This is a genomic window from Mycobacterium sp. SA01, assembly GCF_041287105.1.
Classification (GTDB): Bacteria; Actinomycetota; Actinomycetes; order Mycobacteriales; family Mycobacteriaceae; genus Mycobacterium.
The window spans coordinates 232,900-251,682 of sequence record NZ_JBGGNO010000017.1; the positions used below are offsets into that span (position 1 = coordinate 232,900).

General features: G+C 65.8%; 21 protein-coding genes. 13 read left to right on the plus strand and 8 right to left on the minus strand.

The window, feature by feature from the left end; genetic code table 11:
- Positions 1-18: 18 nt before the first annotated feature.
- Entirely contained in the window at positions 19-1,503 is a 1,485-nt protein-coding gene (locus AB4879_RS11250; protein ID WP_370507652.1) for a sugar transferase, read from the plus strand.
- Between the two features lie 115 nt (positions 1,504-1,618).
- Positions 1,619-1,777 carry a hypothetical protein gene (locus AB4879_RS11255; protein ID WP_165760831.1) on the plus strand — a complete coding sequence of 53 codons (159 nt, stop codon included), beginning with the start codon at positions 1,619-1,621 and terminating at the stop codon, positions 1,775-1,777.
- A gap of 226 nt (positions 1,778-2,003) precedes the next feature.
- On the opposite strand, the gene AB4879_RS11260 is transcribed toward AB4879_RS11255, so the two are convergent.
- Positions 2,004-3,035 (minus strand): oxygenase MpaB family protein, encoded by a 1,032-nt coding sequence (locus tag AB4879_RS11260; protein ID WP_370507653.1) that lies wholly within the window; start codon positions 3,033-3,035, stop codon positions 2,004-2,006.
- 68 nt (positions 3,036-3,103) lie between these two features.
- Between AB4879_RS11260 and AB4879_RS11265 the strand changes: the two genes are divergently transcribed.
- Positions 3,104-3,700, plus strand: a complete 597-nt coding sequence (locus AB4879_RS11265) for a TetR/AcrR family transcriptional regulator (RefSeq protein WP_370507654.1) — start codon at positions 3,104-3,106, stop codon at positions 3,698-3,700.
- On the opposite strand, the gene AB4879_RS11270 is transcribed toward AB4879_RS11265, so the two are convergent.
- The gene (locus AB4879_RS11270) at positions 3,682-4,152 is read right to left on the minus strand and encodes a hypothetical protein (RefSeq protein WP_370507655.1); all 471 of its coding nucleotides are present in this window, start codon (positions 4,150-4,152) and stop codon (positions 3,682-3,684) included. The genes AB4879_RS11265 and AB4879_RS11270 overlap by 19 nt on opposite strands.
- Positions 4,153-4,362: 210 nt before the next feature.
- On the opposite strand from AB4879_RS11270, the gene AB4879_RS11275 reads away from it, so the two are divergent.
- The 4 genes from AB4879_RS11275 (at position 4,363) to phoU (ending at position 9,511) form a co-directional block, all read left to right on the plus strand.
- Complete coding sequence (locus AB4879_RS11275; RefSeq protein WP_102808218.1) at positions 4,363-5,358, plus strand: acyl-ACP desaturase; 996 nt, start codon at positions 4,363-4,365, stop codon at positions 5,356-5,358.
- Positions 5,359-5,384: 26 nt separating this feature from the next.
- Positions 5,385-6,518 carry a tRNA dihydrouridine synthase DusB gene (gene dusB, locus AB4879_RS11280; protein WP_370507886.1) on the plus strand — a complete coding sequence of 378 codons (1,134 nt, stop codon included), beginning with the start codon at positions 5,385-5,387 and terminating at the stop codon, positions 6,516-6,518.
- 234 nt (positions 6,519-6,752) lie between these two features.
- Positions 6,753-8,750 carry an LCP family protein gene (locus AB4879_RS11285; protein WP_370507656.1) on the plus strand — a complete coding sequence of 666 codons (1,998 nt, stop codon included), beginning with the start codon at positions 6,753-6,755 and terminating at the stop codon, positions 8,748-8,750.
- Positions 8,751-8,845: 95 nt separating this feature from the next.
- Positions 8,846-9,511: a phosphate signaling complex protein PhoU gene (gene phoU, locus AB4879_RS11290; protein WP_102808294.1), complete on the plus strand. Its 666-nt coding sequence runs from the start codon at positions 8,846-8,848 to the stop codon at positions 9,509-9,511.
- 68 nt (positions 9,512-9,579) lie between these two features.
- Here phoU and pstB read toward each other — a convergent pair whose 3' ends face one another.
- The 6 genes from pstB to AB4879_RS11320 form a co-directional block, all read right to left on the minus strand.
- A complete protein-coding gene (pstB, locus tag AB4879_RS11295) occupies positions 9,580-10,356 on the minus strand; it encodes a phosphate ABC transporter ATP-binding protein PstB (RefSeq protein WP_102808215.1) in 777 nt (258 codons plus the stop codon).
- 23 nt (positions 10,357-10,379) lie between these two features.
- On the minus strand, positions 10,380-11,294 hold the full coding sequence (gene pstA, locus AB4879_RS11300; RefSeq protein ID WP_370507657.1) for a phosphate ABC transporter permease PstA: 915 nt from the start codon (positions 11,292-11,294) through the stop codon (positions 10,380-10,382).
- Entirely contained in the window at positions 11,291-12,316 is a 1,026-nt protein-coding gene (pstC, locus tag AB4879_RS11305; protein WP_102808293.1) for a phosphate ABC transporter permease subunit PstC, read from the minus strand. The genes pstA and pstC overlap by 4 nt, the downstream gene beginning before the upstream one ends.
- A 75-nt stretch (positions 12,317-12,391) precedes the next feature.
- Positions 12,392-13,522: a phosphate ABC transporter substrate-binding protein PstS gene (gene pstS / locus AB4879_RS11310; protein ID WP_199189931.1), complete on the minus strand. Its 1,131-nt coding sequence runs from the start codon at positions 13,520-13,522 to the stop codon at positions 12,392-12,394.
- 151 nt (positions 13,523-13,673) lie between these two features.
- On the minus strand, positions 13,674-14,606 hold the full coding sequence (mshD, locus tag AB4879_RS11315; protein WP_370507658.1) for a mycothiol synthase: 933 nt from the start codon (positions 14,604-14,606) through the stop codon (positions 13,674-13,676).
- A complete protein-coding gene (locus tag AB4879_RS11320) occupies positions 14,603-15,400 on the minus strand; it encodes a response regulator transcription factor (RefSeq protein WP_199189938.1) in 798 nt (265 codons plus the stop codon). The genes mshD and AB4879_RS11320 overlap by 4 nt, the downstream gene beginning before the upstream one ends.
- Before the next feature lie 198 nt (positions 15,401-15,598).
- Between AB4879_RS11320 and lmeA the strand changes: the two genes are divergently transcribed.
- The 6 genes from lmeA to AB4879_RS11350 all read left to right on the plus strand — a co-directional run bounded on the left by lmeA (position 15,599) and on the right by AB4879_RS11350 (position 18,675).
- Complete coding sequence (gene lmeA, locus AB4879_RS11325; protein ID WP_102808290.1) at positions 15,599-16,402, plus strand: mannan chain length control protein LmeA; 804 nt, start codon at positions 15,599-15,601, stop codon at positions 16,400-16,402.
- The gene (locus AB4879_RS11330) at positions 16,399-16,818 is read left to right on the plus strand and encodes a TlpA family protein disulfide reductase (protein WP_370507659.1); all 420 of its coding nucleotides are present in this window, start codon (positions 16,399-16,401) and stop codon (positions 16,816-16,818) included. The genes lmeA and AB4879_RS11330 overlap by 4 nt, the downstream gene beginning before the upstream one ends.
- Positions 16,819-16,838: 20 nt before the next feature.
- Entirely contained in the window at positions 16,839-16,940 is a 102-nt protein-coding gene (locus AB4879_RS11335; RefSeq protein WP_353616982.1) for an Ms5788A family Cys-rich leader peptide, read from the plus strand.
- Positions 16,941-17,030: 90 nt separating this feature from the next.
- The gene (locus AB4879_RS11340) at positions 17,031-17,501 is read left to right on the plus strand and encodes a DUF4395 domain-containing protein (protein ID WP_370507660.1); all 471 of its coding nucleotides are present in this window, start codon (positions 17,031-17,033) and stop codon (positions 17,499-17,501) included.
- Positions 17,502-17,536: 35 nt separating this feature from the next.
- Entirely contained in the window at positions 17,537-18,370 is an 834-nt protein-coding gene (locus tag AB4879_RS11345; protein WP_102808210.1) for a sulfurtransferase, read from the plus strand.
- A gap of 2 nt (positions 18,371-18,372) precedes the next feature.
- Positions 18,373-18,675 carry a DUF1416 domain-containing protein gene (locus AB4879_RS11350; RefSeq protein ID WP_083118612.1) on the plus strand — a complete coding sequence of 101 codons (303 nt, stop codon included), beginning with the start codon at positions 18,373-18,375 and terminating at the stop codon, positions 18,673-18,675.
- Positions 18,676-18,783: the final 108 nt, after the last annotated feature.

Here is an 18,783-nt window from a genome sequence, read left to right on the forward strand (position 1 = left end):
TGGGTGAAGTGAGCGGTCATGGCTACACGAACTCTTCAGGTCGAGAATTCGCCGACCACGCCGGCTCATAGCGGCAAATTTGCGCCGCGGAAGAAAACATTTGCCGAGCGGGTTCGAACCGACCCACTGAGCACCATCATCACCGTCTCCATCGACGTTCTTTCGGTGTCGATCGCGACCGCCCTCGGCGCGCAGTGGGCGATGTCCAGCAACGAATACCCCCCGGACCTGTGGTTGGCCATCCTGTTCGTCCCGGTCGTCGTCGCCACGCTCGCCGCGCGAGGGGTCTACCGGCGTCGCCTGAACCGGGAATTCCTCGACGAGATCGGGCCCATCGAAGCGACCGTCGCGATTTCCACGATGTTCCTACTCGCCGGCATGCTGCTCACCCACGAGTCCGGTCGACCGGGGTCGACCGTGCTCAAGATCTGGCTCTGCGCCGCGGTCCTCATGCCCTTCGGCCGGCTCGTCCGAGTGATCGTCCAGCGCACCTTGCGGCGACACCATCACCTCGTGGCACCGACCCTCATCGTCGGCAACGGCCGCGTCGCCGGCCACATCATCAACCGCCTCGAGGAGTACCCGGAATACGGGCTCGGGCCGGTCGGCATCATCGACGCCGAACCGTGGTTCGGCCAGCCGGGCGACCCGCGGCCCGATATCCCCTATCTGGGCCCGCCCGAGGACATCGACAAAGCGATTCAGGAGACCGGAGCGCAGAACGTCATCATCGCGTTCTCCCGGACCCAAGATCTGGTGCTGACCCATGTGGTCCGAGCCGCCCACCAGAACGGCCTGCGGGTCTGGGTTGTGCCGCGCATGTTCGACACGATCGGCGAGCGAGCCCGGATCGAACACGTCGGCGGCACCCCACTGCTGGCGCTGCCCCACACCAACCCGCGCGGCTGGCAGTTCACCGTCAAGCACATCCTCGACCGGGTGATGTCCTTCCTTCTGCTGCTGTTCATCTCACCGGTCTTCCTCACTCTGGTGCTCCTGGTGAAGTTGAGCTCGCCGGGTCCGATCTTCTTCCGCCAGCCTCGGGTGGGCCGCGACGGACGCGTCTTCGACTGCCTGAAATTCCGCACGATGCGGGCACCCGACGCCGCCGACGCGGCTTTCCAGCTCAAGACCGGCGCCGCACCCGGTGGTGTGGAGGGTGTCGACCGTCGCACGAAAATCGGCAAAATTCTGCGCGCCACCTCACTCGACGAACTGCCGCAGTTCCTCAACGTGCTCAAGGGCGAGATGAGCTTGGTGGGTCCCCGGCCCGAACGACCGGAGTTCGTCGAATTGTTCGAGGCGCAGATTCAGCGATACGGCGAGCGTCACCGGGTTCGAGCCGGTGTCACCGGCTGGGCTCAGGTGCATGGCCTCCGTGGGCAGACGTCCATCGCCGATCGCGCCGAGTGGGACAACTACTACATAGAGAACTTCTCAATCGCGCTCGATCTCAAGATCTTGGCGCTGACGATTCCGGCGGTGCTGCGTCGCGCGGAGTAAAGCTTCGATAACGGCGCGGTTAGCTGGTGTGTGAAAGATACCCCGAGCGGGTAACTCCCAGTTAACGCATCGGGGAGCGGGGCAGTCCTGTTTCACGCGCGCCTCAGGAGTTAACATGAGTCACCCACTGCTCACGTCAACCGATGTGATCCGCCACGCGATCGCCGACCAAGTACGGCGCCTGGGCGGCAATGACGAGAACATCGACGACATCGCCTTCGCCGCATCCTATGCCGTGATGTGCTGGGGTTTGGCTGCGGCCGAAAGCAATTGACGCACCCGTTCGCCTGGGGCGCCGCTCACCGCGAGGGGCCGTCAACCCGGCCGTCCGTTGATCTGGCGTGGCGGGCGGGTTTCACCCCAACGCATTCCGCCGCATTCCGCGCTCTGCGCAACGACCGCGAAGTTCGACGCGCAAATTTTGCGCCGGCAACGATCACCGGATACCCGACCGACGTAGCTGACCGGTAGCTCTGCGTGCCGGTTTCGTCGACGAGGCCTCAGGACGCCACGGTTTTCGCCGGGCATGAGTCGCCCAGGTAATGAATTCCCTTGTCACGCTCCTCTTTCGGCGGCAGATTGCGGGCCGGGGTGTGGATCAGCGGTGCGTCGACGGGAATGCGGCCGGTCGCACGATCCCAGCCCGCACGCGCACGCGGGTGCATCCGACGACGCTCGGGCAGCGCCTTGAACGCCAGGTTGACCATGCGGCCGAACAACCTGTGCAGACGCTCATCGCGCGTCGACCACGTGTAGCCCATCAGGTCGCGGACCGGCTGATCGTAGAGCCCGACGGTGATCCAGACCGCGAGCGGGCCGAGCACTTTGAGGTAGGCCGACCACAGGAAGTCCGGAATCCATTGCAGCGATGGATGTTTGGGCATCGTCGACAGGTCGAGAACCTCGCGGGTGGCCCAATTGTTCTCGAGCACGTTGCGGCACATGTGATCCCAGTACACCTGGAACTCTTCCCAACTTGCCGGGACCGGGCGCATGCTCATGCCGTACATCCGGTACCAGGTGACGTGCTCGTCGAACAGTTGGCGTTTCTGGTCCTCGGTCAGACCGTCACCGAAGTGCTCGGCCGTCAGGACCGTGCCCATGAAGAACGTTGCGTGGGCCCAATAGAAGACGTCGGGGTTGAGCGCACTGTAGCGGCGCCCCTGAGCGTCCACACCCTTGATCGGAATGTGGTAATCGCGCACTTCCGCACCAGTCTCCGGCGCCCGATCGCCGTCGAACACCACACCACCGATGGGGTACAGCGATCGCAACAGCCGAGGCAACCGCTCCATGAAGAAGATCGAGTGCTGCTCGACGGCGGCGCCGAGCTGAGGATGCATGTTCTGCATCGAGCCGGCCCATGGCCCCTGGAGTAGTCCGCGCCAGTCACCGAAGTACTTCCACGTCAGCGAGTCAGGGCCGAGTACCGACGGCGGGCTGTCATATCCGCCGTCGGTCACCGGGCAGCCGGACGCCACTTGCGCGGCGTCGCTGGTGACGGGGCACGATTCGGAAGTATCTTGACTCAACTGGTGACCTTCCCGAGGAAGTCTGGCATTTTGACTACATGCGTTGTCACCAAGAGCTTAGGAGCGATGTGACGCCGGGTCAACGACGGGGCCGCTGGTCCGGCGTCCCGCTGTCGGACCGGCAGGCGCTGCGCCGCGACGAACTGATCGCCGCCGGCGTCACACTGCTCGGCAGCCCCGGCGGCCCAGCGCTGACAGTACGGGCGGTCTGCCGCCAAGCCGGCCTGACCGAGCGCTACTTCTACGAAAGCTTCTCCGACCGCGACGAGTTCGTCCGAGCCGTCTACGACGACGTCTGCAATCGCGCCATGACCGCGCTGAAGTCGGCCACGACGCCGCGCGCGGCAGTCGAACAGTTCGTGAGTCTGATGGTGGACGATCCGGTCCGGGGCCGTGTGCTGCTGCTGGCGCCGCAGGTCGAAGCCGTGCTGATTCACTCCGGCGCGGAGTGGATGCCCAGCTTCATCGAGCTGTTGCAGAGCAAGCTGACCGCGATCAGCGATCCGGTGCTGCAGAAAATGATGGCCACCGGGTTGATCGGGGCGCTGACGGCGCTGTTCACCGCCTACCTCGACGGCCAGCTTCCCGCGTCGCGCGAGCAGTTCATCGACTATTGCGTGGACCTGCTGCTCGCTCCGACGGCGAGTTACCCGCCGGCGACCTGACCCGCCTCACCCGGAACGTTGCCGGTCTGATCCAGCTCGCTCGACTCGCTCTGATCCGCTTCAGCCTGGGCCTTGGCGAGCTGCTCCTCATAGTCGGCGCGAGCCGCACGTCCTTCCGGGCTGCCGATCGAGTTACCCGGCACGCCGGCCGTCGCGAAAGTGTTGTTGCAGTTCAGGTAGAGCAACACGCGGTTACCGGGGTTGGTGCCGCTGGAGTCAAGGAAGTCGGCGCTGCGCGATCCGGTGACCATGCATTGATCGGTCGGCAGGAAGCTGCCGACCCGGGTGGCGATGGTCGCCGACTGACCGGCGTCGCTGATCGCCTGCGCCGCATCAGCATAGGTCTGACCAGCGTATTCGTTGGTTGCCGACGCGGTGCCGGAGCCGAACATCGCAGCCGATGCCACCGCCGCACCGAGCGCACCTACGCCGAGGACCAAACTGTTCTTCATCGCGACCTCCGACATGTGCGTTGCCTGGGCATTTACGTACGAAATGCTGGATATTTCTGGTGCGCAAATAGTACGCCGGGTCGCCGGAATCTGCAGTCCGGCGAAGGATGCCCGGAACCGTTACCAACATGCCGCAGGGGGAACTTGAATGTCACCGAGATACACAGATATATTGAGTGCAACCACTAGGAACAGATAACTGGAGGGCTCATGTCGAAAGACCTGACCGACCTCGATCTCCTGCACGAGCTGGAACCGGTGGCGGAGAAACTCATCAACCGCCACATGACGATGATGAAGGACTGGAACCCGCACGACTACATCCCGTGGTCGGACGGCAAGAACTATTACGCCCTCGGCGGCCAGGACTGGGATCCCGAGCAGTCGAAGCTCTCCGAAGTCGCCCGCACGGCGATGGTGCAGAACCTCCTGACCGAGGACAACCTGCCCGCCTACCACCGCGAGATCGCGATGAACTTCTCGATGGACGGCCCGTGGGGCTACTGGGTGAACCGGTGGACCGCCGAGGAGAACCGGCACGGCATCTCGATCCGCGACTACCTGGTGGTCACCCGCAACTGCGATCCCGTCGAGCTCGAAGAGCTGCGGATGGAGCAGATGACCCGCGGCTTCTCGCCGGGCCAGAATCAGCAGGGCGATCTGTTCGCCGAGAGCCTGTTCGACTCGGTCATGTACGTCAGCTTCCAGGAGCTGGCCACCCGGGTGTCGCACCGCAACACCGGCAAGGCCTGCAACGACCCCGTCGCCGAGCAGCTGCTGGCCAGGATCTCCAACGACGAGAACCTGCACATGATCTTCTACCGCGACGTCAGCGAGGCCGGTTTCGACGTGGCCCCCAACCAGGCGATGAAGTCGCTGCACCGGGTGCTGCGCAACTTCAAGATGCCCGGTTACACCGTGCCGGACTTCCGGCGCAAGGCCGTCATCATCGCGATGGGCGGCGTGTACGACCTGCGGATCCACCTCGACGACGTGGTGATGCCGGTACTCAAGAAGTGGCGCATCTTCGAGCGTGACGACTTCACCGGCGAGGCGGCAGCCATGCGCGACGATCTCGCGAACCTGATCACGGAAATCGAAGAGGCGGCCGACAAGTTCGAAGAGTCCAAGGCTCGCAAGCTCGAGCGGGACGCGCGTCTGGCCGAGAAGCGCAGCGCCAAGGCATTGGCAGGGGCGGCAACATAGTCGACATCGCACCAGCGGCCACCGGGCTGCGGATCGGGCCTTTCGCCCTCCGCAGCCCGGTTGTCTTGGCGCCCATGGCCGGCGTCACCAACGTCGCATTCCGCACCCTGTGCCGGGAGCTGGAGGAGGCGCGGGCCGGAACCGTGTCGGGCCTCTATGTCTGCGAGATGGTCACCGCCCGAGCGCTCGTCGAACGCCACCCGGTCACCCTGCACATGACGACGTTCGCTCCGCAGGAGTCGCCGCGTTCGTTGCAGCTCTATACCGTTGATCCGGCGACGACGTATGAGGCCGCCCGGATGATCGTCACCGAGGACCTCGCCGACCACATCGATATGAACTTCGGCTGCCCGGTGCCCAAGGTGACCCGTCGCGGCGGCGGTGCCGCGCTGCCCTACAAGCGACGCCTCTTCGGCCAGATCGTGGCCGCCGCCGTCCGCGCCACCGAAGGCACCTCAGTGCCGGTGACCGTGAAATTCCGGATCGGCATCGACGACGACCACCGCACCCATCTCGACGCAGGCCGGATCGCCGAGCAGGAGGGCGCCGCAGCGGTCGCGCTGCATGCGCGCACCGCCGCCCAGCGGTACTCCGGGACCGCCGACTGGGACGAGATCGCCCGCCTCAAGGAGGCGGTGACGACGATCCCGGTGCTCGGCAACGGCGACATCTTCGAGGCCAACGACGCCCTGGCGATGATGGCCTCGACCGGGTGTGACGGAGTCGTCATCGGTCGCGGCTGTCTGGGCCGACCCTGGCTGTTCGCGGAGCTCTCGGCGGCCTTCACCGGCTCGCCGACGCCGACCCCGCCGACGCTCGGCGAAGTCACCGACATCATCCGCCGCCACGGCGAGCTGCTGGCCGATCACTTCGGCGAAGACAAAGGCATGCGCGACATCCGCAAGCACGTCGCCTGGTATCTGCACGGCTTCCCCGCGGGCGCCGACATCCGGCGGGCGTTGGCGCTGGTCAAGACCCTGGCGGAGCTCGACAGCCTGCTCGACCGCCTCGACCGCGACATCCCGTTTCCGGATGCCGCGACGGGGCCGCGGGGCCGGCAGGGGTCGGCGTCGTCGGTCACCCTGCCAGAAGGCTGGCTCGATGACCCCGACGACTGCACGGTGCCTGCGGGGGCCGATGTGATGAACTCCGGAGGCTGAACCGAGACGGTCCCGACACCTGTGCGAGCTAGCGGTTCGACAGCGTGTCTCAGTACGATGGTGATCTTGTCTTGTCGTGGGCCGCTGGAGTGGCGGACAGCCACCGAGTGCTGCTACAAGACATAGGACAGTTGAGACGGCCGCGCATCGATGCCGGCCGAGGTGTCGGTACCGCCGGACCATCATTTGCACGCGCGTCGATGCGCACGACCCAGAGTCGGAGGCGACTGGAACATGAGTGACGGCGGCAACGCCACTCCTGGCCAGCACCGCGCCCCCGACGAGGGCGAGCGGGTGATCAGGACTCCTCGAGCCGCGGCCGGCGCCGCACCCTGGGAGCGGGTGACGGCGTCCGCTCCCCCGAGCGGCAACCACACCCAAGGCGTCACCGTCGCCGACCTGATCGCGAAGGTGTCCGGCTCCCGAGCCGCGATCGAGCCCACCCGACACCGGGCCGAGGACGACGAGCACGACCCCGTCTCCCCTGACGCCGCAGACCTCCCCGACCTGACCGATCTCACCGAGCCGATCCCGGTCGTCACCGCCGCCTACGCCGACGAAGTGCCCGACCTCGAGGCGATTGGACGCGCGCGCGGCGCGTTGGCCGCTGACCCCGACCCGGCGCCGTCGAGCACCACGAAGAAGAAGGACAAGTCGCGCCGCAAGCCGGTGCTGCTGGCCGGGCGATCCGCGGCGGCGCTGTTCGCGGTGTCGGCCCTGGTGCTGACCGGCGGCGCCTGGCAGTGGCAGTCCACCAAGAACAATCTGCTGCGCAATGTCGCAGCACTGGACACCAATTCGCGCGACATCATCGACCCGAACGCACAGTTCGGCGACGAGAACTTCCTGATCGTCGGCGTCGACAGCCGCACCGGCGCCAACGGCGAGATCGGTGCCGGCACCACTGAAGACGCGGGCGGCGCCCGGTCGGACACCGTGATGCTGGTCAACGTCCCCGCCGACCGCAAGCGCGTCGTCGTGGTGTCGTTCCCCCGCGACCTGGCCATCACTCCCGCGTACTGCCAGGCGTGGGATCCCGACACCGGTAAGTACGGCCCGGTCACCGACAAGGCCACCGGCGAGGTGAGTGACGACTACCGCTACACCGAGACGAAGCTGAACTCCGCATACGCCTATGGCGGGCCGAAATGTCTGGTCAAGGTCATCCAGAAGATGTCGGGGCTGTCGATCAACCGGTTCATGGCCGTCGACTTCGCCGGCTTCTCCAAGATGGTCGACGCGGTCGGCGGCGTCGAGGTGTGCAGCACCACCCCGCTGAAGGACTACGAGCTGGGCACGGTGCTGGCGAACGCGGGCCGCCAGACGCTCGACGGGCACACCGCGCTGAACTACGTCCGCGCCCGCCAGGTCACCACCGAGCTCAACGGGGACTACGGCCGCATCAAGCGCCAGCAGCTGTTCCTGTCGTCGCTGCTGCGCTCGATCATCTCCAAAGACACCCTGTTCAGCCTCACCAAGCTGAACAACGTGGTCAACGAATTCATCGACGACACCTACGTGGACAACGTCCGGACCAAGGACCTGGTCGACCTCGGTCAGTCGCTGCAGGGCGTCAACGCGGGCCGGATCACGTTTGTCACCGTGCCCACCACCGGAATCACCGACGCCGACGGCAACGAACCGCCACGCACCCAGGACATCCGCGCGTTGTTCGACGCGATCATCAACGACGATCCGCTGCCCGGCGAGAACGACACCAACGCGACGACCAGCCCCATGACGGCGTCGCAGAACGCCATTCAAGCGGCCAAGCCCGGCCAGGGCGAGCAGCCCGAACAAACGACTCAGACCGAATTGGTCAACGCCGTGACCACCGATCCGCAGGACATCACGGTGCAGGTGTCGAACTCCACCGGCCAGGACGGGCTCGGCTCCACCGCCGCCACCGCGCTAGAACAACACGGCTTCCACGTGCTGACCCCGGACGACTACACCGGCACCGTCACCGGAACCACGGTGATGTTCTCGGCGGGCAACGAGCAAGCCGCCGCCACCGTCGCCGCGGCATTCCCCGCCGCGCAGATGGAGCGGATGGACGGCCTTGGCGAGACCGTCCAGGTGGTGCTCGGGTCCGACTTCAGCACTGTGGCCGCCCCGCCGCCGAGCGGATCCGCGGTCAGCGTCGAGGTCAGCCACAACTCCAAGAGCACTCCCACCGAACTGCCCGAGGACCTCACGGTCACCAACGCCGCGGACGTCACCTGCGAATAAGCCGCCTCGAGCATGCCGGGCGTTTGCGTTCATTCACCGTTCGTTCACTCCACCTCGGCATACTGGGTGCACTGGCAGAAAGTAGGGTGGACGCCATGCGGACCGCATACCACGAGCAGCTCGACGCGCTGACCAACCAACTGGCCGAGATGTGCCGGATGGCCGGACTGGCGATGGAACGAGCAACCCAGTCCCTGCTTCAGGCCGACCTGGTGTTGGCAGAACAGGTGATCACCGACCACGAGCAGATCTCGGCGGCCAGCGCGCGCGCCGAGGAAGCCGCCTTCGTCCTGCTGGCCTTGCAGGCGCCGGTAGCCGGTGATCTACGGGCGATCGTCAGCTCCATTCAGATCGTCGCCGACGTCGACCGGATGGGAGCCCTGGCCCTGCACGTCGCCAAGATCGCGCGTCGCCGGCATCCCCAGCACACGCTGCCCGAGGAAGTCAACGGATACTTCGCCGAAATGGGCCGTGTCGCAGTCGATTTGGGCAACAGCGCGCGTGAGGTTCTGCTATCCCGGGATCCGGAGAAGGCGCGCCGTATTCGCGAAGAAGACGACGCGATGGACGACCTGCACCGGCATCTGTTCACCGTGCTGATGGATCGCGAGTGGAAGCACGGCGTGGCCGCCGCGGTCGACGTGACGCTGCTGGGCCGCTTCTACGAACGCTTCGCCGACCATGCCGTCGAGATCTCCCGCCGGGTGATCTTCCAGGTCACCGGCCGGCTGCCCGAAGAAGAGGAAATCGCGACGACCTGAGCTTCGGCCCGAAGCTGAAAAATCCGGTATCGCCTCGGCGATACCGGATTTTTGTTGAGCGGGTAGGCCTACCCGAATCGGCCGGAGATGTAGTCCTCGGTGGCCTTCTGGCGCGGATTGGAGAAGATCTTCTCGGTGTCGTCGATCTCGACCAGGCGTCCCGGCTTGCCGGTGGCCTCCAGGTTGAAGAACGCGGTCTGGTCACTGACCCGCGCGGCCTGCTGCATGTTGTGCGTGACGATCACGATCGTGAACTCCTGCTTGAGTTCACCGATCAGGTCCTCGATGGCCAGCGTGGAGATCGGGTCCAGCGCCGAGCACGGCTCGTCCATCAGCAGCACGTCGGGTTGGACGGCGATGGCGCGGGCGATGCACAGCCGCTGCTGTTGACCGCCGGACAACCCGCCGCCCGGCTTTTCCAGCCGGTCCTTGACCTCGTTCCACAGGTTGGCGCCCTTGAGCGAACGCTCGGCGGTCTCGTCGAGCACCTTCTTGTTGCGGACACCCTGCAGCTTCAGGCCGGCCACCACGTTGTCGCGAATCGACATGGTGGGGAACGGGTTTGGCCGCTGGAACACCATACCGATGGTCTTGCGCACACCGACCGGGTCGACCCCGGATCCGTAGATGTTCTCGCCGTCGAGCAGCACCGAACCCTCGACCCGCGCACCCGGGATGACCTCGTGCATGCGGTTGAGCGTGCGGAGCACCGTGGACTTTCCGCAACCCGACGGGCCGATGAAGGCGGTCACGTTGCGCGGCGGCACCGCAAGCGACACGTCGGCGACAGCGTGGAATGCGCCGTAGTAGATGTTGACGTCTTTGAGATCCAGCCGCTTGGCCATGGTCAGTAGTCTCCTAAACCTGCTCAGACCTTTTTAGGGGCAAAGAATTTGGCGATGAAGCGCGCACCGATGTTGAGGACCGCGATCAGCACGATCAGCGTCAGCGCGGCGCCCCACAGTCGGTCGGTGGGAACGGGGTTGGCACCCGCACCGGCCGATGTCTGGTCGTACATCATGCCGGGCAGCGAGCCCATGAATCCGTTGAACATGTCGAAGTTCATCGCCTGCGAGTAGCCGACCAGGATCAGCAGCGGCGCGGTCTCGCCCATGACGCGGGCCAGGGCCAGCATCACGCCGGTGACGATGCCCGACAGTGCAGTCGGAATGACAATGCGCGCAATGGTTTTCCATTTCGGAACGCCAAGCGCATAGCTGGCTTCACGCAGGTCCATCGGAACGATCCGCAGCATCTCCTCGGTGGACCGCACGATCACCGGGATCATCAGCAACACCAGGGCCAGCGACACGGCGAAGCCGGAACGCTGAAAGCCCAACGTGGCCACCCACAATGCGTAGATGAACAGCGCGGCGACGATCGACGGCACACCGGTGAGGATGTCCACCATGAATGTGGTGAGCTTGCCCAGCCTGGTTCCGCCGCAGTATTCGACCAGGTAGATGCCGACGAACACGCCGACCGGTATCGAGATCACCGCGCAGAACAAGCCCTGCAACACGGTTCCCACCAGCGCGTGGTAGACGCCACCGCCGGCCATGAACGCCGTCATGCCGGACTGCGAATGAGTCCACCAGCCGCTGTCGAGAACAATGCCGAGGCCCTTGCTGATCACCGAGTACAGCACCCAAATCAACGGCACCACAGCGACGAACACCGACAGCGTCACCAGAACGGTTGCGGTGTTGTTGGTCAGCTTGCGCCGCAGGCTCACCGCCTGGAAGGTCGGTGCCTTGACCGGCTTGTCGAGGGTCGAGGTCATCGGGCACCCCTTCCGGCCACCGCGGCGCGGGCCGCCGAGTTCACCACGAACGTCAGGATGAACAGCACCAGGCCGGCGGCGATGTAGGCCCCCGCCTTGTACTGGTCATTGAATTCCGAAGCGGCCGAGGCGATCTTGCTGGCGAAGGTGTAACCGGCGTCGAACAGCGACCACCCGAACGCCTTCTGCGTGCCGCGCAGGATGATCAGCAGCGCGATCGTCTCACCCAGGGCGCGGCCCAGGCCGAGCATCGCACCGCTGATGTAGCCGGACAGACCGAACGGCAGCACGGTGGTCCTGACCACCTCCCAGCGGGTCGCGCCGAGCGCCAGTGCTGCCTCGATCTGTCCACGTGGCGTCTGCACGAACACCTCGCGGCTGACGGCGGTGATGATCGGCAGGATCATCACCGCCAGCACGATGCCCGCGGTGAAGATGGTGCCACCGCCGGCCACCGACGCATTGCCGGTGTCGAACAAGAACAGCCAACTGAGATTGCCGTTGAGCCACAGTGCCAAAGGTTGCAGCACCGGGGCCAGCACGTAGATACCCCAGACGCCGTAGATTATCGACGGCACGGCAGCCAGCAGGTCGACCATGTAACCCAGCGGCCCGGACACCCGGCGCGGGGCGTACTGCGTCAGGAAGATCGCGATACCGAGCGCGACGGGCATCGCCAGGACCAGAGCGAACAGCGAGACGAACACCGTCACCTGCAGCAGGTCCAGGATGCCGAACTTCATGTGGGCGGTGTCCGTGGTGAGCCAGTTGCCGCCGTAGGTGAAGAAGTTGGCGTCGTTTCGGCCCAGCGCCGGTACCGCACGCCAGACGAGGAACAGGCCGATCGCGACGATCAGCGCGATGACGAGAATGCCGGAACCTTCGGACAACCCGCGGAAAATCCGATCGCCGAGGCGCACCTTGGCTGTTCCGGACGGGTTCGTCGGGATCGAGGGCTTTTCCGGGAAGGGCTCAGCCACGACCTCGCCGGCTCCAGCCTCAGCTGGATTTGGCCCGGGCATGTCTTGGGTCACATCCACCCCATCGCTCACTGATCTCTCCATCGTCACCGCAATCGACCTGCCTCGCCAGCGCTGTTACTGAATTGCTTTGACGGAGGTCAGCAACCGCTGCTTGAACGCGTCCGGCAGCGGGACGTAGCCGGCAGCGGGCAGGCCGGCCTGGCCGTCGTTGGCCGCCACGGTCAGGAACGACTTGACCGCCGCCGAGGTGTCGGCGTCGTAGCCCTTGGAGCAGACGATCTCGTAGGTCGCCAGCATCAGCGGGTAGGCGCCCGGAGCTTTGGTGGAGTACAGCGAGTTCAGGTCGAGCACGAGGTCATTTCCTTCGCTCGCGAACTTCGCCGAATCGATCGCCGCCTTGGCCGAGTCGTCGGTGAGCTCCACCGGCCCGCTGCCGGTGTCGATCTGAGCCATGCTCAGCTTGGCCTGGTCGGCAAAGCCCTTCTCGACGTACCCGATCGCGCCCGGGGTGGCCTGGACGGCCTGCACGACGCCGGCAGTCTTCTGCGCGCCTTCGCCCGCACCGCCCTGGAATTCCTTGCCCGCACCCTTGGTCCAGGTCTGCGGCGCGGCCGCGGTCAGGTACTTCTGGAAGTTGTCGGTGGTACCCGAGGAGTCCGAGCGGTAGATCGGGGTGATCTTCTGGTCGGGCAGCGACACTCCGCTGTTCAGCGCGGCGATCGCCGGGTCGTTCCAGTTGGTGATGGCACCGGTGAAGATCTTCGCCAGCACGTCGGCGTTGACGACGAGCTTGTCGACGCCGGGCAGGTTGTAGCCCATGGCGACAGGGCCGAACACCATCGGCAGATTCCACGCCGGGTTGCCGCCGCAGCGCTTGGCGGCCGGGTCGACCTGGTCCTTGGACAGCGGCGAATCGGAGCCGGCGAAGTCGACCTGGCCGGCGACGAACTGGGTGACACCCGCGCCGGAGCCGGTCGGGTTGTACGAGAGGTTCTTGCCCGGGCACTTCTGGCCCCACACCTGGTTGAACACCGCGACGGCGTTCTGCTGCGCGGTCGAGCCCTCGGCGGTCACGGCGTTCTTGCCACCGCAGTCAGCCGAAGCGCTGGACGAACCGGACGCCGCGTTGGTCGACGACGACGTAGCGGCGTTGTTGTCGCTTCCGCAGGCGGTGAGCGTCAGGCCGGTGATGGCCGTTGCTGACGCAGTCACGAAGAACGCCTTGCCAAACCTGTTCAGATTCACCTATCCCACTTTCTCCAGTGTTGCCCTGTTCGCCCCGGTAGGAGCACATGCATCACCCCGGAAGTTAGGCGTTGGTAGTGGACGGAACCCACCCGGAATATGAACGGAAGGTGAACAGGTTGATGAACGACGCATTGCGGGCAGCCGCTAACTAGCTGTGACTACCGCCACGGTCAATATTTGCTCTTCCGGCAACTTGGTAAGCGGTGTCGATGTTCGAGACAGCAAATCCGAGCCGTTCGTAGGTGTTGACCGCGGCAGCGTTGTCGGCTTCGACGTAGAGCAGGACTTCGGGCTCCTGGTGTGAGCCCAGCACGCGGGCCAGATGCTCGATGCCCACCAGGGTGAGCAGACGGCCCAGTCCGCGGCCCTGCGCGGCGGGGTCCACACCGACCACGTAGACCTCGCCCAGCCCGGGATGGTCGGCGTGCACTTTCGTCCAGTGAAAACCGAGCAACTGGTCGGTGGCGTCGTCGAAGGCAAGGAACAGACCCGCCGGATCGAACCACGATTCACGGCGCCGTTCGTCGAGATCTGCTGAACCCCAGCCACCTTGTTCGGGATGCCAGGAGAAGGCGGCGTTGTTCACCCGCAGCAGTTCGGCGTCATCGGCCGGGCCGGCGTAGGTGCGAATCCGAATACCTTTGGGCACAACAACTTCAGGGATGTCCCGGAGTGCGCGGCGCATCTGCATGAGCTCGCGGGCCACCGTCATTCCGAGCGCGTCGGCCACCGCCCGGGCCGCGGGCAGGGTGCCGTGCGCCCAGAACCGCACGGCGCCGTCGGCGGCGTCCACGGCGGCCCCGAGCAGCGCTGAGCCGATACCGCGCCGTCGGGCCTGCGGTGCCACGACGAGCTCACCCATCGCCTCGGCGTCGTCGCGTCCCGGCGTCAGGTTGAGGTAGCCGACCACGTCGTCGCCGTCGGTGGCGACCAGGTGCCGGGTGCGGGACTGTGGCAGCTCGCGCAGGACCTGCTCGCCGACCGGCGCGACCCCGTCAGTTCGGGTGGCGGCCTCGATCATGGCGCGCACCTGCTCCTGCTCGGCCGGGGTCAGGGCGGTGCGCCAATGCGGGGCGCTCACTGACTGCGCAGCGGCTGCGACACCGATCGCACGCTCATCGAATCCGCGATGTCCTCGCCGTCGTCGAATGCGTCCTCGTCGTCGTCCTCGGTGAAGTCCGAGTCGACGGGCGCCGGACGCCCCCTGGCCGGACGGACCGCTTTGTAGCCGACGTTGCGGACCGTTCCGATCAGCGATTCGTATTCGGGTCCGAGTTTGGCGCGCAGACGTCGCACGTGGACGTCGACCGTGCGGGTGCCGCCGAAGAAGTCGTAGCCCCACACCTCCTGGAGCAGCTGCGCGCGGGTGAACACCCGGCCGGCGTGCTGCGCCAGATACTTCAGGAGTTCGAATTCCTTGTAGGTGAGGTCCAGCGGGCGACCGCGCAACCGCGCGGTATAGGTGCCTTCATCGATGACCAGTTCCCCGAGGCTGACCTTGCCCGCGCTCTCTTGGGTGGCCACGCCGCCGCGCCGGCCGACCAGGAGACGCAGCCGGGCGTCGATCTCCGCGGGCCCGGTGCTGGGCAGCAGGATCTCGTCCAGACCCCAGTCCATGTTGACGGCGACCAGGCCGCCCTCGTTGACGACGGCCACCACCGGCACGGACGTCCCGGTTGTCCCGAGCAGGCGACACAGGCCACGGGCGGCCGCCAGGTCGGTGCGCGCGTCGACGATCGCGATATCCGCCGAGCCCGCCTCCAGCAGCGACGAGACTTCGGTGGGCGCCGACCGCACATTGTGCGCGAGCAGCGCCAGCGACGGCAGCACCGATTCTGGGTGCGGGTCGACGGTGAGAAGTAGCAGGTCCAACAAACTCTCCAATGCCCCGGATACTCATCGTCGACAGCGCCGTCGCGGTGACCCACCAGACTCATGGGCGACATATGGCCGTTACCCGGCCATGGGTCATCTAACTTTAACCCGCTACCTGCTATTTAGCTGATTTGAACGACTTCCTCTGCTGTCGAGGGGGTGCGCGGCGGCGGTTGCGCACCGGTTGTACGCCAGAATGTGCAGGTGCGAAAGCTCCTGATCACTCTCGGTGCCACGCTGCTCGCCGTGGTCGTCGGGGCGGTCGGCGTCGATTTCGGGGCGACGATCTACGCCGAGTACCGGCTGGCGCGCACCGTTCGCAGCGCCGCCGGGTTGTCGTTCGACCCGTCGGTGGCCATCCTGGGCTTTCCGTTCATCCGCCAGGCCATGCACCACCACTTCGACGAGATCGAGATCAAGGCCAACGGAGTGCGCCATCCCGTGGTCGGCAAGGCCGCACTGGAGGCCACCCTGCACAACATCGACCTCACCCAGGCATCGTGGCTGATCAGACCGGATGCGGACCTGCCGGTCGGCAAGCTCGAGAGCCGCATCATCATCGACTCCCTCCACCTCGGCCGGTTCGTCGGGATCACCGACCTGATGGTTGAGGCCCCGTCGAAGGAGACCAACGACGCCACCGGCGGGACCACCGAGTCGGGTATCTCCGGTAGCAAGGGCCTGGTCTTCACCGGGACGCCGAAGAAAGCCGGCTTCGACAAGCCGGTCAGCGTTGCCGTCGACCTGTCGGTGGCCGGCCCGGAGCAGACCACGCTGATTTTCACCGCGACGGATGTGCAGACCGGTCCCGGCACCGCTGACCAGCCGGTCCCCGACGACAAGAAGGCAGCGGTGCTCGCGGCGTTCAGCGGCAGCCTGCCCAGCCAGAAGCTGCCGTTCGGGGTGCGTCCGACCACCGAGGGTGCTCGCGGCTCGGACATCATCATCGAAGGCATCGCCGAGGGAGTAACCATCCGGCTCGATGGGTTCACACAGTCATGAGCCCCGCTGTGATCACCGCGATCGTCGCCATTGCCGCCGCGTTGGGGGTGGCGATCGTCGCAGGCGTGCTGCATAACCGGCGATCCGGAGTTGTGCGCGAGGCCGAATCGCACGACGTCGACGTCAGCGACCTGGGTTTATCCCGGACCGGCCCGACGGTCGTGCATTTCAGCGCAGTGTGGTGCGGACCCTGCGCAGGGGTGCGACGCGTGGTCAACCAGGTCTGCGCCGACCTTCGTGACGTCGCCCACGTCGAGATCGACATGGATGCCGATCCGGCTGCCGCACGCAAGCTTTCGGTGCTGTCGCTGCCGACCACGTTCATCTTCGACGCCGACGGCCGGCAGCGGTACCGCACGGCGGGGGTCCCCAAGGCCGCTGACCTGCGCGCAGCCCTCGAGCCTCTGTTGGCCTGAGAGCCCGGTCATTGGGTACCATGACTCGCGTGTCGACCCGCCTTGAGCTAGCGCTCACCAAGCGCCGCGCAGTCGATCTGTGCCGCGTTGCGGGTTGTTGCTGTTGTTGCTGTAGCTGCTGAGTCGCCGCGCCCTTCTTTCGCGCCGCCACTCTGGAGCGGCCGTTTGCGGCTCGTCTCCGCCCAGCCCGATCAGCAACAGGAGAAGAAACCATGTCGACAAGCATCACCAGCACCCCCGCCGTCGCCCAGGTGGATGTCCGCGGGCCCCGCTTTGCGGCGTGGGTCACCACGGCCGTGCTGGTCGCGGTTCTCGTCGTCTCGGGCTTCAGCACCGTTGCGGCGAGTGTGCTGCTCGGACTGCAGGCCGTGGTGTTCGCGATCGGGGCGCTGCGCGGGCCGCGTCGGCACCCCTACGGAGTGATCTTCGCCAACCTCGTCGCACCGCGGCTGAGTCCCGTCTCCGAGCGGGAGCCGGTGCCGCCGTTGAAGTTCGCGCAGTTCGTGGGGTTGATATTCGCCGTCGCCGGCGTCGCCGGCTTCGCTCTGGGAGCACCGCTGCTCGGCACCGTCGCCACCGCTTTCGCCCTGTTCGCCGCTTTCCTCAACGCAGCCTTCGGCATCTGCCTGGGCTGCCAGATCTATCCCCTCGTGGCCAGGCTGCGGACGCCGGCCAGCACCTGAGCTTTTCTAGACACGCAACCGAAAGGAACTACTTCATGGCACGCTCCGACGTCCTGGTCTCCACCGACTGGGCCGAGAGCAATCTCGACGCGCCGAACGTCGTCTTCGTCGAGGTCGACGAGGACACCTCGGCTTACGAAGACGGCCACATCGCCGGCGCCGTCAGGCTGGACTGGAAGACCGAATTGCAGGACCAGGTCAAGCGTGACTTCGTCGACCAGGAACAGTTCTCGAAGTTGTTGTCGGACAAGGGAATCAGCAACGACGACACTGTGATCCTGTACGGCGGCAACAACAACTGGTTCGCCGCGTACGCGTATTGGTACTTCAAGCTGTACGGCCACGAGAACGTCAAGCTGCTCGACGGCGGCCGCAAGAAGTGGGAACTCGACGGACGCCCCCTGGTGACCGAGGTGCCCGAGCGGCCCGCCACGTCGTACGCGGCAAAGACCCCGGACAACACGATCCGCGCGTTCCGCGACGAGGTGATCGCCGCGATCAACATAAAGAACTTGGTGGACGTCCGCTCCCCGGACGAGTTCTCCGGCAAGATCCTCGCGCCTGCTCACCTGCCGCAGGAACAGAGCCAGCGCCCCGGGCATATCCCCGGCGCCATCAACGTTCCGTGGAGCAGGGCTGCGAACGAAGACGGCACCTTCAAGTCCGACGAGGAATTGGCCAAGCTCTACGCCGCGGCCGGCCTGGACGGCGAGAAGGAGACGATCGCCTACTGCCGAATCGGCGAGCGGTCGTCGCACACCTGGTTCGTGCTGCAAGAACTGTTGGGGCACAAGAACGTCAAGAACTACGACGGTAGTTGGACCGAATATGGCTCCCTGGTGGGAGCCCCGATCGAGTTGGGAAGTTGATCATGTGCTCTGCACCTAAACAAGGACAGACTCTGCCCGCCGGTGTCGACCTCGAGAAGGAGACCGTGATCACGGGCCGCGTGGTGGACGACTCGGGTCAGACGGTGGGCGGCGCCTTCGTGCGTCTGCTGGACTCGAGCGACGAGTTCACCGCCGAGGTGGTGGCCTCGGCGACCGGTGATTTCCGGTTCTTCGCGGCACCGGGCACCTGGACAGTGCGTGCGCTGTCCAAGGTCGGCAACGGCGACGCCACCGTGGCGCCGACCGGCGCCGGGATCCACGAAGTCGACATCAAAGTCGCGTAAGACGTGTGGGGACGGGCTCGGGCGGCACCTCCGCCCGGGCCCCAGATAGACTGTCACCGTGGTTCTTTTCTACGAGATCCTGCTGGTCGCGACGGTTGTGTTGATCAC